Raw genomic sequence first — 14,776 nt, forward strand, 5'->3', positions numbered from 1 at the left:
TAAAGAATTTGGTTATCAAATCTGACATTTTTGATACAACTTTAATCATGCGAGAAGAAAGCCTATATCTAAAGTTTGTCAAGAACATTCTCCCCTCTCCATTCTCTATTGCAGTGCTCTTGACAGTGCTAACCGCGGTATTAGCATTGATGTTTACTTCGCGGCCTGAAAACGCCATCTACTCTCATCCCATCGTTATTTTAGACTATTGGCAGACTGGCTTTTGGGAATTATTGGAGTTTACCATGCAAATGGCCCTCATTTTAATTTTAGGCCATGTGCTCGCCCTTACACCTCTTTTCAACAAGCTAATCAATCGACTTACACTATACTGCGACAGCACTGCAAAAGCTGCGTTTCTAGTCAGTTTAGTTACAATTTTTATGAGTTTCATCAACTGGGGACTCTGCCTAGTATTTGGGGCTATTTTCGCACGAAAAGTCGCTGAAAATGCACAGAAAAATGGATGGAACCTGAATTATCCTTTGATTGGCGCAGCTGGTTATGCTGGCATGATGTGTTGGCATGGTGGTTTTTCAGGGTCAGCACCACTAACGGTTTCTGGTACCGATCATTTTCTAGCCGATCGTATAGGTATTATTGGAATTGAGGAGACAATACTCTCAACTATGAACCTCACCACATCCGCACTTCTCATCATTATCATACCCATCGTGTTTTACCTACTCGGTAAACGAACCTCTTCGACCGAAATCAACCTACCACATTACCAAACTGATGTAAAAACTCAAGAAAAAGCTACAGGTGGTGAGCGTATTGATCATTCTAAAATTGCCGCAGTCGCCTTTGGCTCAGTAATATGTTTTCTAGCCATTAGGCAAGTTTACATATCCCCTAAAGGTGCTGGATTATCATTTATTGGTCTTAACTACATTAATTTCTTTCTTTTTGGACTTGGCGTGTTGCTACATGGTTCTTTCAATAACTTCTTGTCTGCTATACAGTCTGCTATTGGTGGGGCGGCAGGCATTATTATACAATTTCCATTATATGCTGGTATCATGGGGATAATGAAGTATTCGGGGCTGGGCGCTTTAGTTTCAGAAGGCTTCGTAGAAATATCAAATGCAACTACACTCCCCATTTTCACTTTATTCAGTGCTGGACTAGTCAATGTATTTGTGCCTAGTGGTGGAGGCCAATGGGCAGTACAGGGGCCCATCATCACCGAAGCCGCACAAACTCTGGGTGTCTCTGTGCCGAAAGCCGTTATGGCCCTATCTTATGGCGATCAATTGACTAATATGTTACAACCTTTTTGGGCGCTACCGCTGCTTGGTATTACAAAACTAAAAGCCAAAGACATACTGCCATATAGCATGATTATTATGGGTGTTGGGCTCGTTATATTCTTGACTATGTTATTAGCATTTTAATGCCCTGAACACAATCACTAGTGAAGCATATTGAGAAAGTCGTTCACATACTTTTCTTCATAATCATAAATAGCCATAATATGCTTGCTATCTACATCCCAGAAGTCAGTGGTCGATTTGTTTGAAGCTTCAAAAATCTCTCGACCTAATTCGTAGGGTACTTGATCATCGTTTTTACTATGAGAAATAATCACTGGAATGGTTAACGCTTGAATGGCTTCTTTTGCTGGAAAGTCGTTGTTCATAATTAATGGAATTACCCACTTAAAACGCTCCAAATTGAGTGCTCTGGCATATACCTTTCCAATATCAGGAAAAGACCCAAATGTACCTTCTAGGACCAATCCGTCAATCTTATTTTGACGTTCTTTAGCTGTCATAGTTGCAAAGGCTCCACCTAGTGACTGCCCCCAGACTATCAGTGGTTTTTGGGCTACCTCATCTAACCGCGCTACTTGATCGAAAACGTTCAGCGCATCTTCTTTCAGTGTAACTGAATTTTTTGCTTCACCAGTAGATTGACCGAATCCACGACGTTCAAAACAAAAAACTTGAAAGCCTTTTTTAAGTAGTGGTTCATAAGACTTTTGAATACTAGACATCAGGTGCATTCCCTTGCCCGAATAGTGAAAAATAGTGCCGATCGCCTCCTCACTCGATGGTTTGAATAAAACACCATGTAGCTTCACATCGTCATCAACTTCAAAAAAGAATTCTTCGAAAGAGGATTGGGAGCTAAACTCGGCGTATTCCGATCCATTGACTTGATAAATCATTCGATCAGAAAATCTTGAGAACCTGAGAAATAGTATGGCTACTACTAATAGAGTAATAATCGTGATGCCTAGAATCTTAAAAAATTTCAATAGCTTTTTCATTGCCGTAAGATTGAGATGGTAAAAAACTAAGACCAAGCTAAGCTTACCTACTTAGTCCTTAGCTACTCTCAAGGGTAGTTTTCTCAATAATCGAGCGTTATTAGTACTCAAACACTATAATTCACTATCACACAAATCGTTATCTTAGCACAGACAGACTAATAATTTAAATTTTGGCCAATAGATACAGCCTTTCAGGAGACCGAAGAAGAAACCCTTTTGGTACGATTGCCAGAGGAACATTGGAATTATTCATTATCATCATCGGGATTTACATTGCCTTTCAGTTAGAGAACAATCGAGAAGCCAAAAACAAAGCTGCTCTAGAAAAAAACTACCTGGAGCAATTATTGGAAGAGGTAGAAATTAACCAAGAAGAATTAAAGGCCGATCAGGATGAGCGAAACGAACAACTCGTGTTCTTGAAGAAAATTCTAGAAACGCCACTAAGGCAAGTGGATGCTGATACGCTTAGAAAAGCAGTAGATGCTTTATTTACAGTGAGACTCTACTCCCCGACCGATGCGGTTTACCAAGACCTCGTTTCTTCTGGGAATCTCGGCATCATCAAATCTGATGAATTTAAACGTGTCTTGATGTACTATAGAAGAGCCCTTTCCAGAGTACCTAGCACTGAAGATCGAGATGTTAAACTCATTTCAGACCAATTGGAACCTTACCTGATGGAGAAGCAACTACTCTCTTTTCTTGAGCCCCATAGGGATTTGAACGAAATTTCTATTTCGCTTGACCAAAAGGATCGTATGATTCGCCAATTGTTGAGAGACAGGAAGTTTATTGACCTCGTTTATTTGCGCATTCATACCATACAAGATGTCATCTTTTTTGAGAATCCTATGCAGTGGCATTTGCGGAATATGAAAAAGCTTTTGGAAGAGGAACTTGGCCTTTCTTAACCCTGGAAAACCGCTCCAATATCATTGCCTATTTCAGGTTTTATTTCATCTCTTTTTTGATATCTTTGCGCCCCTTAACGAGTTTATTCTTGTAGACTCAGACTTAGGCCAAAAACACCTTTTTTAGGCCATAATCAAGGAAAATTGATTTGACCGAAGTCGAGTTTGACAAGTCAGTTTTAGCAAATAAAAAATTGTTCGTATGAGTATTTATGAAGATTACATTAAAGAGATCGAAGAACGAAAAGGTCAAGGGCTTCACGCCAAGCCGATCGATGATAGCAATTTACTAAGTGTTATTATCGATCAAATCAAAGATCAAGATAATCCACACCGAAAAGACTCTCTTAATTTCTTCATTTACAACACCCTTCCAGGTACAACGAGCGCTGCAGGTGTAAAAGCGAAATTCCTGAAAGAAATAATAACTGGAGAGGCCTTGGTAGAAGAAATTCAACCCTCTTTTGCCTTTGAACTACTCTCTCACATGAAAGGTGGTCCTTCTATTGAAGTACTGCTGGATTTAGCACTGGGTAATGAAGAAGATATTGCAGCAGAAGCTGCTAAAGTGCTCAAAACCCAAGTATTTTTGTATGATGCAGATACAAAACGACTTGCAGATGCCTACAACAATGGTAGTGCTATTGCAAAAGAGATTATTGAGAGCTACGCTAAAGCTGAATTTTTCACCAAACTTCCAGAGGTAGAGGAAGAAATAGAAATCGTGACTTTTATTGCAGGAACCGGTGATATCTCTACGGATTTATTATCTCCCGGTGCCGATGCACACTCTAGATCCGATCGCGAACTTCATGGCCAATGTATCTTCGAGCATAACCACAAAATGCAGCAAGATCTAATTGCTCTTAAAGAAAAACACCCTGATAAGAGAGTAATGCTTATTGCCGAAAAAGGCACGATGGGCGTAGGTTCTTCAAGAATGTCGGGTGTCAATAATGTAGCCTTGTGGACAGGTATTCAAGCAAGTCCCTATGTACCATTTATCAACATTGCACCAATTATTGCAGGTACTAACGGCATTGCACCTATTTTCTTAACCACTGTTGGCGTAACTGGTGGAATAGGCATCGACTTAAAAAACTGGGTCCAGAAAAAAGATGAGAATGGTAATACCATTCGCGATCTAGAAGGGGAGCCAATATTGGAACAAACATACTCTGTAGAAACTGGTACAGTTTTAACAATCAACACCAAAGAGAAAAAGCTTTACAATGGCGATCAGGAATTGATGGATATATCTTCGTCACTCACGCCACAGAAAGTTGAGTTCATCAAAGCAGGCGGATCATATGCCGTTGTATTTGGTAAGAAACTACAAACCTTTGCCGCCAAAACCCTTGGTATAGAAGCACCAGTAGTTTTTGCCCCATCAAAAGAAATCTCTCACGAAGGCCAAGGACTAACGGCTGTTGAGAAAATCTTCAATAAAAATGCAGTTGGCAATACGCCAGGAAAAACTTTGCATGCTGGTTCTAACGCCCGTGTAGAAGTAAACATTGTTGGTTCTCAAGACACAACAGGTCTTATGACATCACAGGAGCTTGAAATGATGGCTGCCACTGTGATCTCTCCTATCGTTGATGGTGCTTACCAATCAGGATGTCATACAGCCTCAGTTTGGGATAAAAAAGCACAAGCAAACATCCCAAAACTGATGAAGTTCATGAATGATTTCGGTTTAATTACGGCTCGTGATCCTAAGGGTGAATACCATGCCATGACCGACGTTATTCATAAAGTACTAAATGACATTACAATTGACGATTGGGCGATCATCATCGGTGGTGATTCTCACACCAGAATGTCGAAAGGTGTGGCTTTTGGAGCCGACTCTGGTACTGTAGCGCTTGCGCTAGCCACTGGCGAAGCTTCAATGCCTATTCCTGAGTCTGTAAAAGTGACCTTTAAAGGAAACATGAGAAGCTATATGGACTTCAGAGATGTAGTTCATGCCACACAGCAACAAATGCTGAAGCAATTTGGCGGAGAAAATGTATTCCAAGGAAGAGTGATCGAAGTACATATTGGTACTTTAACAGCCGACCAAGCCTTTACATTCACCGATTGGACAGCGGAAATGAAAGCCAAAGCTTCGATCTGTATTTCGGAAGACGAAACGCTGATTGAGTCACTTGAAATCGCTAAGTCAAGAATTCAGATTATGATCGAAAAAGGCATGGACAACGATAAAGCCGTGTTACAAGGTCTGATCGATAAAGCGAATACTAGAATTGCTGAAATCAGATCGGGAGAAAAACCTGCTTTGACGCCAGATAGTAACGCAAAATACTATGCGGAAGTAGTTGTCGATTTAGATGTGGTCGCGGAACCAATGATCGCCGATCCAGATGTAAATAACAACGATGTTTCTAAACGTTATACACATGACACCATTAGACCGCTTTCATACTATGGTGGTACTAAAAAAGTAGATCTCGGATTCGTAGGTTCTTGTATGGTACACAAGGGTGACATGCAAATTCTGGCACAAATGCTCAAGAATGTGGAAGCGCAACAGGGTAAAATAGATTTCCAAGCACCACTAGTTGTAGCACCTCCTACTTACAATATCGTAGATGAGTTAAAAGAAGAGGGAGATTGGGAAGTTCTTCAAAAGTATTCGGGCTTCGAGTTTGACGACAACAACCCCAAAGCGACTGCTAGAACTAGTTATGACAACATGCTTTATTTGGAGCGCCCAGGTTGTAACCTCTGTATGGGTAACCAAGAAAAAGCTGCACCGGGTGATACTGTGATGGCTACTTCTACTCGACTTTTCCAAGGTCGTGTAGTTAAAGATTCAGACGAGAAAAAAGGTGAATCATTGCTTTCATCGACTCCAGTGGTGGTATTATCGACGATCTTAGGAAGAACCCCAACGATGGAAGAATATGAGAAAGCAGTGGACGGAATAGTCTTAACTAAATTCTCTCCTCCAAATAAAGAATTGAGCACTATAGCAGCATCATAGCCAATAACTTGCTGAAAGTATCGAGAGCCATTTTTAAGGATCAAACCTTTTAAATGGCTTTTTTATTGACCAAGAGTGAGGTTCAAACCCTAAACCCAAGTCGCGGGCAAGGACGACCATTTATGAGTGAGGGGTTGTTTATCACCTCATAATTCAAGAAATTTCTTGTAACAACGCTTTTAAGGTCAACTAAAAACTCGAATATGATTTGGTCAAAACTGAAATTTGCCATCAGGGCGATATCCAGATATAACTTCTTTACCCACATTCAAATCCTTGGATTAGCAGTAGCGCTTAGTGCAACTTGTCTGATTTACTTTTTCGTCAATACGGAACTTAATGTGGATAGTCATATTTCTGAAAAAGAGACTATTTACAGAGTAATCAGAAAAGTTGAAGAGGCGAATTCATCCTACAAATCGCCTACTCTTCCTGGTCCGTTCAATGACCTCATTAGTTTACGCGCTGAACTACCTAAAGAAAATATTTTAAGAGTATATCAAGATGACGAGCTTATAACATATGATAACCAGTCATTTTTTGAGCCTAACGTTTTGTATGTGGACAATAATTTTCTGGATGTTTTGGATTACAAACTTCAAATAGGAAATCCTGCCACTATTTTAAAAAATGTCAATTCTGCAGTTATCTCTTCTCGAATTGCCAAGAAATATTTTGACAAGACTAACCCTATTGGCGAAACCTTAGAGGTTGAAGGCAAAGGAACTATCGAAATTGCAGGTGTACTTGCCGAGGAGACGACCAAGAGCCATTTACAAGTTGATTTTTTAGTCAATAATAGCGCTATGGGATATTCCAGCAGGTTTCTCACAGATAAGGAAACTCACGTTTTTAGTTATTATCTAAAAATTCCAAGCCAAGCCTTAGAAGTTATAGAATACGCCCTCAAAGATTTAAGTGATGAACATTTAAATCTCAACACATCAAAAAGTGTTTCTTTAGAACTCCAACCGCTTACCGATATTTACCTGGATGAGCCAATGAAATATGACATTGCTCAACACAACAATTGGGTACTGATACAAACCCTTGTAGTGATCGGCATTATTCTTCTAACGGTCGTTGCAGCGAACTTTGTCAACCTCAACATCGCCAAACTATTTAAAGGCGTAAAAAAGGTCGGAATCAAGAAAGTTTTAGGGTCCACAACAAGAACTTTAATTTTTGATTGGGCACTCGAGGTCTATTTGGTGATTCTTTTTGCCACCTTAGTCGCTTATGGAGGTTGTTATTTCATTTTACCTTACCTCTCACAACCTTTCGGTATTAATGTCAGTTTACCCCAGACCAATACTTTAATACTTATCATATTTTTGATACCCACCCTTTTAACCAGTATAATCACAGCGGTTCCAGCATTCATTCTGCTTTCTATAAAACCTTCTGAAACTTTAAAAGGAAAAGTGACAGGTGTTAAGACGAACGTTGTGCAACAAGGCCTTTTAAGTATGCAGTTTGCAACAGCATTTGTGATGATTGTATTGACCGTGGTCATTGTAAAACAGTTTCAATTCATGCAGTCAAAAGAAATTGGACTCAATGGTGAACAGGTTTTAATCTTTGATTCAAACAACAAGCATTCATGGCAAAACAGAAATCACATAACGGATGAAATAAAAAAGATTAGCGGAGTTAAAGATATAGCGATGGCTTACGGAGGCTTGCCCAAAAGCCCATCAGAAATCTCTGCATATGAAATTGACGGTTTACAATTTCAATGGAACACCGCCATTGTACAACCAAATCTAATTGACCTCTTAGATATTAAAATCGTTGCTGGCAGAACATTCGACGAGCAAATCGTTTCTGAAATGGAGAGTAGTGTTCTCTTAAATGAAAGTGCGGCCAAGATGTTGGGCTGGCCCCAAAAAAACCTTGTCGGACAGAACTTATCACTAACTGAAAATAGTGAAACTAAAAAGGTGATCGGCATTGTAAAAGATTACCATTACCAATCGCTCAAAAGTGAAATCGAGCCACTTGTTTTACAATCATCAAACTGGGGCGAAACTTTCATAGTCAAAATAGCCAGTCAAAATTATGCAGGCATATTGTCTGAAGTTGAGGAAGTATGGAAACAGTACGTACCCCGATACCCTTTTTATTATCGTTTTCTAGATGATTCTTTTCAGCAAATGCATTTAGAAGACACAAAAAATCGACAAATAATCTTTCTGTTTACTATTCTCACCATTCTGATCACTTCCATGGGAACGTTAAGTATGGTGGCTCTGATTCAAGAGTCTAAAGTGAAAGAAGTTACTATTCGGAAAGTGCTCGGGGCACCTCTAAGTGGAATTTTCTATTTATTGAGTTTCAATTTCGTAAAGGTGCTCACATTTTCAAGCCTCATCGCGGTACCGCTCGCCTGGCTAATGGCCAAAAGATGGCTCGATGAGTTTAGTTATCGGATAGATATTTCTCCATCACTTTTTCTAATTGGCTTTTCTTTATTGAGCGTTATTATTATCACTTTAATCATCAGCCAATCTTGGAAGACTGCCACTTTAAATCCAGTAAAACGGCTAAGAGCTGAATAGTTATTGATTAAAGTGCCTAGCCTATGAAAAATTTTGAAACCAGACTTAAAGGAGGCCACCCAAACTCGCTTGGCAATACCATTGTGGTTGTCGAAGAGGTATTAAATGAACCAACACATTTCGATGAACTTTTCAACTGCTATTTCAGCGAAGATGAAATCGTAAGGTTACGAGTTTCCAATGCGATGAAACGGATATGCAAAGAAAAGCCTAGTTGTCTTATCCCCTACATCGATCGCTTCATAACTGAGATTTCGCTGATCGACCAAGCCTCCACCAAATGGACAATAGCGCAACTTTTTGAATACTTAGATACCGATTTATCGCCTCAACAATATGCCAGTGCTAAATCAATTATCAAACGTAACTTAGAAATCGAGTCTGATTGGATTGTTCTAATCAATTCTATGCAAACGCTGGCAAAATGGTCGAAAAAAGACGAAGAGCTTGCTCAATGGTTAATGCCTCACCTTGAAAGGCTATCTAAAGACAGCAGAAAATCAGTCTCGAAACAGGCTTTAAAATTTGCTCAGCACAATAGTGGATAATCTCAAGATTCGTAGCTTTTTATGCCATTTTCAAAACTTCGAAAGCTCAGCAAAACATGTATCTCTATAAAAAGTTTTACGTTAAGATTCTCAAACACAAAACAACACCCTAATTAATGATGAGAAAAAGTTTACTCCTCCTTGTTTTGATACAAATCCTTTTCAGTTGCTCAAATGACTCTGAGTGTACGAAGACGATAAACATTCCACAGGTTTATTTCATCAACAACCAGTCTTACACCTATAACATTACTCAAGAGGTACCATGTGACTTTGAAGAAGCTACAACAGCCGTAGAAATCAGCCCACCAGTATTTGATAACCTTAGTCACGAAGTCAGAGTGTTTAACTTCACACCTGATACAGGAAGCAACACCTCTCGGCTGGAGTTTGAAATTGCATTGACTAATACTGGAGCCACTAGAGTGACTGGTGTGGCTGTGGTCACTTTAGACTCTGATGGAACCGAAATACAATTAAATTTTTCAGACCAGAATGGAGGGCTTTGCCGAGCTCTTGAGGCCAATGGTAGTTGTGTGCTCTCATTTGATCAAGAAACCTCATTAGACCTAGGTCTGGTAAACGAGGTTAGTTTTGTAAGAGTGGATTACTTTCTCATTAGTGAATAGAATTTCTGCCGCAAACCTTATGACCTAGAATCGTATCCAACGAGAATTTTATTACAACAAAAATTTCATAAACATTAATAAAGGAAATGATTGCAAGAATATGGCATGGTCGTACGAACGCAGAGCACTTAGATGAGTATACTTCATAGATGAGGGAGCTCGCGATACCCGACTATCAGAAAACTCCAGGTTTCATTGATTTAACTTTTCTCAGACGGATTGAAAACGATGTAGCCCATTTCACCCTTATCACCTATTGGGATAATCTAGAGGTCATTAAGAACTTTACTGGAAATGATTTCGAAAAGGCTAAGTATTACCCTGAGGATAGAAATTACTTACTTGAGTTTGAGGAGAGGGTAATTCATTACGAAGTGTTCTCTTAGCAATAAAAGCATTTACTCATTTAGAGAAGTAGTATCTCAGCCAAAACCTCTGGTCATTTTCACATTATCGACTTTAGGTCAAGACCAAAGATTTAAGCATCTTGAAAACTAGAACCAAACAAAGCCACCAACATCAATAATCACCTTTGAAGATTTACGAAGACAATATTGAACAATGTGATAATGAGTTATCTGAAATAAAGGAGCAAGCAAAACGCTACTCACTCCTAAGGGTAACATCGTTTCTAGCTTCTCTAATTCTCATCATTGTATTGGCCAATGAAGGTATGATTGCAGGTTTATGGCTTGCAGCACCAGTTTCTATTATAACCTTCGCCTATTTTCTCGATCGGTACAACAAATTAAATGAGAGAAAGAATAGTCTGACTCATTTAAGGGCAGTAAATAAAAATGAATTGCTCCGACTTTCAAATGAACTTGACGCCTTCCCTACTGGTTCCAAATACCTTGAAAGAGATCATGCCTATATTACCGATTTAGACATCTTTGGGGCTCATTCCCTATTCCAGCTTTTAAATAGAACCACAACAGAGTCGGGAAACAGCTATTTGGCAAAATGGCTCACAAATCCAGCGAAAAAGAAAACAATTCTTGAAAAGCAAAAAGCAATTCAAGAGCTGGCACCAAAACTCGAATGGCGGCAACAATTTGAAGTTGCTGGACGACCATTTGAAAATAAAGAAAGTGAATACCAAAAGCTCTTAAATTGGTTTAAAACGCCAGAAAAGCTTTTGCCAAATAAGATAATCTATTTCGTTGGAGCCTTCGCGCTAGGGGTTATTGCCACAACTTTGACCATACTGTGCATTATTCACATCGCATCAGATGATATAAAATATTATTCCCCTTTGCTGTTTATCGTCCTGCTGATCAATTTCTTTATCCTGAAGAAATTAACACCACTGGCCGAAGAAATTATAGATAGTACACATAATAATGTTCAAACCCTTGGTGGATATCAAATGCTGGCAGCAGCAATTTTATCTGAGAAGTTCAACTCGAAAAAATTGATCAAGCTTCAGACTAATTTGTATCAAAACGATCGATCGGCTACAGATGAGATCAAACAATTGAGGAAGATATTAGAAGTATTTCAACTCCGGGGTACAAAAAGAAGTGATAACAATAAGTTCTATGGACTATTTAATGTTGCGTGGTTATTCGACGTCTATTTGATAATCCTCGTAGAAAAGTGGAAAAAAAGAAATAGGGATCATATTCGACCTTGGTTTGAGGCAATAAGTGAGTTTGAAGCTTTAAATAGTCTAGCAGGTTTCACCTACTCAAATCCAGGTTATGAATTCCCAGAGATAAAAGAAGAACCTTATCATTTAAGTTTCTCGTCCATTGGTCATCCGTTAATCAAGGCTAGTAACAGGGTCTGTAACGACTTCTCATTGAATGAACGTGGTCAAATTGCTATGATAACTGGCTCTAATATGGCCGGCAAGAGTACTTTCCTAAGGACAATTGGGATAAATCTGACACTAGCATTGATGGGAGCTCCTTGTTGTGCGAAAACTCCAAAAGTATCTGAAATGATCATGTTCACGAGCATGAGAACACAAGATAACTTGATCGAAGGCGTGTCATCCTTTTATGCAGAGCTAAAAAGAGTCGAACAACTCCTTGAACAAATCGAAAGCGGACGACCGATATTTTTTATGCTCGATGAAATGTTTAAGGGAACGAACTCGGAAGATCGCTATAAAGGTGGCGTTTCATTAATCAAACAACTGAATGAACTCAATGCATTTGGGATAATTTCTACTCACGACTTAGAGCTAGCCAACTTAGCTGGTAAGCACCTGATTGTAGCCAATCATAGTTTTAATAGCAAAATAAAAAAAGGAGAACTTGAGTTCGACTATAAACTCACAGACGGTATCTGTACCGATTTTAATGCTAGCGAACTGATGAAAAAAAGCGGCATTAAAATTCTGAATGACATTGAAAAACTGAAATAATCTTTCATTTTTTCGCCCTCGATAAAAATTTAATTTCTCTTGACCGCAGGTATTTAGAATAAATGTCATCTAATCAATTGAAGACATTTTTAAACCTAAATCTGCTGCTATGAAACACTCTAAATATTTTACAATTGCCTTAATAGGATTATCGCTAACATTTTTCTCTTGTTCAAAAAATGATGATGACGATACTGATGATGATACTGAAGCGGAAGAAACAACCGTTGGTGTAGCTACGCCAGTTTCTGCATTCGATGAGTTTAACAGTGATGCCGTAACGGTTTCTTTTGATGGCGATGAAATCACTATTGAATCGAATGGAGTGCCCAACCATACTTCTCCTTACTGGGAAGAAACCAATCCACTTTATATAGAACCTGTGGTAGCAGTGGCTTTAACACCAGGTCGTATTGGTGGGGATAGAAGCTTTACGCTGACAGTTTCTACCAACCCTGCTCTAGCCACGGTTAGCTCCGCAACTGGATTAGGTCCGATTGGCATTTCCGTTACTGGCGTCCCTATTTTTAATGATACAGAAGGTCCTAACAGACCAATAGAGGAACAAATAGTGGAAACATTTGACTATGCTGGAGCGCATAATGGCCCTAGCGGTTATCACTATCACGTTGAATCATATGATGTCCCAGAGAATACTGTACTTTCTCACGATGACGAAAAGCTAGTAGGTATTATGGCCGATGGTTTTCTTATATATGGAAGAAAGTGTGACGTACTCGGAGACCATCCAACCGATCTTGATGTTTCTGGCGGTCATACATCCGCAACACAGCATAGCGACGGGGTAGATTTCTATCATTACCACATCATTAACGAATTCTATTTAGGAACTATAATCGCATTATTTGCTGGCAATTTACAGGGTACACCTAGTAGTATCTTCTAATTACGATTTGATTTTTTTCGATTGAGAAGGAGCCGCCATTCAAGTTTATTGAAGGCGGTCTTCCTATTAAACATTTTAACGATTTCACTATGATAACCGCAAGGGCTTTCTACTGGACATTTTCGATAGCACTTTTTTTAATGCTCTTCTATGGATTAATGGATGGTACATCTTCCAAAAGTGATAGTGATCAATCTTACTTAGACATTCCTGAAATAACCGTTGATAAGACGGCTCTCACATATGATCATAAGGTATCACGCTGGCTTATAGAGGGCTCACCGTTCTCAGGATATGCTGTTCTATATCACCCAGATGGAAGTTTAAAGGAAAAGGTGGGCATTCTAAAGGGAAAGAAGGAAAACGCATCCATTCAATGGTACCCTGACCAACATTTCAAGAATATCACATATTATCAGAATGGAAAACTACACGGTGAAAAAAAAATCTGGACGAGAGACGCGGAACATATACTTATAGCACATTATCAGTTCGAAAAAGGTAAGGCACATGGTGAACAAAAGAAGTGGTACCCGACAGGAGAATTATTTAAAATTTTGAATATGAATATGGGCAAAGAAGATGGTCTTCAAAGAGCTTTTCGGAAAAATGGAGACCTATTTGCCAATTACGAAGCTAAAGAGGGCAGAATTTTTGGGCTGAAGAAAGCCGCTTTATGCTATGGGTTAGAAGATGAGAATATTACTACACAGAGTAATTAAATCACCTCTTTTTAATTTGATTGCTACCACAAAAAACGAGTTTCCTCAAGTAAAAAGACCTAATACGAAAGGTCAGCTCAAGCCCTACCTAAAAAAGAACTACTCTCAAGAGTAGTAGATTAGGATTCAGTTTCTCTTAGTTTTAAGACTATAGCACACAGCAGTTAGATTTTTTAAAACTAGTGATCGATCAAATATCGTCACGCTCAAAATGACTGATCATGAAAGGAGAAATTCGCTTCAATTACGTTGCTACACTTTTTATCGCAGTGCTAATTAGTTGTTTCTTGCACGAATTCGCCCATTGGATTACTGGAGAAATTCTTGGTAACAGAATGTCCATGTCACTTAACGGTGCAAACCCAATATCTGGCGAATATCCAGAGCAGTGGCACGCCAACATTATCAGTATTGCTGGCCCATTACTTACGATATTACAAGCAATTATCTTCTATTATATTATCCATAAGAGACAGAACATAAACCTCTACCCTTTTATGTTTTTCCCATTTGTCTATCGGTTCGCTGCGGGAATTGCTAATGTTTTTGGGGCCAATGATGAAGGCAGAGTAGGTTTATCATTTGGATTAGGTTTGTATACCATATCCGTTGTCTTTAGTGGATTATTATTATTCTTGGTTTGGAAGGTTTCGACCAAATATAAACTAGGTTTAAAATTCAACCTGATCACCTTTTTGCTTTCAGCCGTATTTTTATTCACAATAGTCTTTATTGACCAATATTTCAAAATCAAAATTATTGGATAATAATCCCCATAGAGAAACTTCAACCATGAAGTAAGATTAAAAAAAGCCAACTCAAGGACACTTATTGAGGCAATTAATCACAAC

General features: G+C 38.9%; 12 protein-coding genes. 11 read left to right on the top strand and 1 reads right to left on the bottom strand.

Going from position 1 to position 14,776, the window contains the following annotated elements:
• Window positions 1–47: 47 nt before the first annotated feature.
• Window positions 48–1,397, top strand: coding sequence for a short-chain fatty acid transporter (locus tag BFP71_RS15985; RefSeq protein WP_069837118.1), 1,350 nt, complete (start codon window positions 48–50; stop codon window positions 1,395–1,397).
• Window positions 1,398–1,414: 17 nt separating this feature from the next.
• Here BFP71_RS15985 and BFP71_RS15990 read toward each other — a convergent pair whose 3' ends face one another.
• Window positions 1,415–2,275 carry an alpha/beta hydrolase gene (locus BFP71_RS15990; protein ID WP_069836440.1) on the bottom strand — a complete coding sequence of 287 codons (861 nt, stop codon included), beginning with the start codon at window positions 2,273–2,275 and terminating at the stop codon, window positions 1,415–1,417.
• Window positions 2,276–2,448: 173 nt separating this feature from the next.
• Between BFP71_RS15990 and BFP71_RS15995 the strand changes: the two genes are divergently transcribed.
• The 10 genes from BFP71_RS15995 to BFP71_RS16040 all read left to right on the top strand — a co-directional run bounded on the left by BFP71_RS15995 (window position 2,449) and on the right by BFP71_RS16040 (window position 14,692).
• On the top strand, window positions 2,449–3,192 hold the full coding sequence (locus tag BFP71_RS15995; protein ID WP_069836441.1) for a hypothetical protein: 744 nt from the start codon (window positions 2,449–2,451) through the stop codon (window positions 3,190–3,192).
• A 202-nt stretch (window positions 3,193–3,394) separates the two neighbouring features.
• Window positions 3,395–6,184: a bifunctional aconitate hydratase 2/2-methylisocitrate dehydratase gene (locus BFP71_RS16000; RefSeq protein ID WP_069836442.1), complete on the top strand. Its 2,790-nt coding sequence runs from the start codon at window positions 3,395–3,397 to the stop codon at window positions 6,182–6,184.
• 203 nt (window positions 6,185–6,387) lie between these two features.
• Window positions 6,388–8,745, top strand: coding sequence for an ABC transporter permease (locus tag BFP71_RS16005; RefSeq protein WP_069836443.1), 2,358 nt, complete (start codon window positions 6,388–6,390; stop codon window positions 8,743–8,745).
• 23 nt (window positions 8,746–8,768) lie between these two features.
• The gene (locus BFP71_RS16010) at window positions 8,769–9,293 is read left to right on the top strand and encodes a hypothetical protein (protein ID WP_069836444.1); all 525 of its coding nucleotides are present in this window, start codon (window positions 8,769–8,771) and stop codon (window positions 9,291–9,293) included.
• A gap of 116 nt (window positions 9,294–9,409) precedes the next feature.
• Window positions 9,410–9,922, top strand: a complete 513-nt coding sequence (locus BFP71_RS16015; RefSeq protein WP_088125081.1) for a hypothetical protein — start codon at window positions 9,410–9,412, stop codon at window positions 9,920–9,922.
• A gap of 149 nt (window positions 9,923–10,071) precedes the next feature.
• Window positions 10,072–10,308, top strand: a complete 237-nt coding sequence (locus tag BFP71_RS16020) for an antibiotic biosynthesis monooxygenase family protein (protein ID WP_088125082.1) — start codon at window positions 10,072–10,074, stop codon at window positions 10,306–10,308.
• A 146-nt stretch (window positions 10,309–10,454) separates the two neighbouring features.
• Complete coding sequence (locus BFP71_RS16025) at window positions 10,455–12,296, top strand: MutS-related protein (RefSeq protein WP_069836445.1); 1,842 nt, start codon at window positions 10,455–10,457, stop codon at window positions 12,294–12,296.
• A 109-nt stretch (window positions 12,297–12,405) separates the two neighbouring features.
• The gene (locus tag BFP71_RS16030; protein ID WP_069836446.1) at window positions 12,406–13,203 is read left to right on the top strand and encodes a YHYH protein; all 798 of its coding nucleotides are present in this window, start codon (window positions 12,406–12,408) and stop codon (window positions 13,201–13,203) included.
• 89 nt (window positions 13,204–13,292) lie between these two features.
• On the top strand, window positions 13,293–13,925 hold the full coding sequence (locus BFP71_RS16035) for a toxin-antitoxin system YwqK family antitoxin (protein ID WP_088125083.1): 633 nt from the start codon (window positions 13,293–13,295) through the stop codon (window positions 13,923–13,925).
• 221 nt (window positions 13,926–14,146) lie between these two features.
• On the top strand, window positions 14,147–14,692 hold the full coding sequence (locus BFP71_RS16040; RefSeq protein ID WP_069836447.1) for a hypothetical protein: 546 nt from the start codon (window positions 14,147–14,149) through the stop codon (window positions 14,690–14,692).
• The last annotated feature ends 84 nt before the right edge of the window (window positions 14,693–14,776 follow it).

The sequence above is a fragment of the Roseivirga misakiensis genome (assembly GCF_001747105.1).
GTDB classification, from domain to species: Bacteria; Bacteroidota; Bacteroidia; order Cytophagales; family Cyclobacteriaceae; genus Roseivirga; species Roseivirga misakiensis.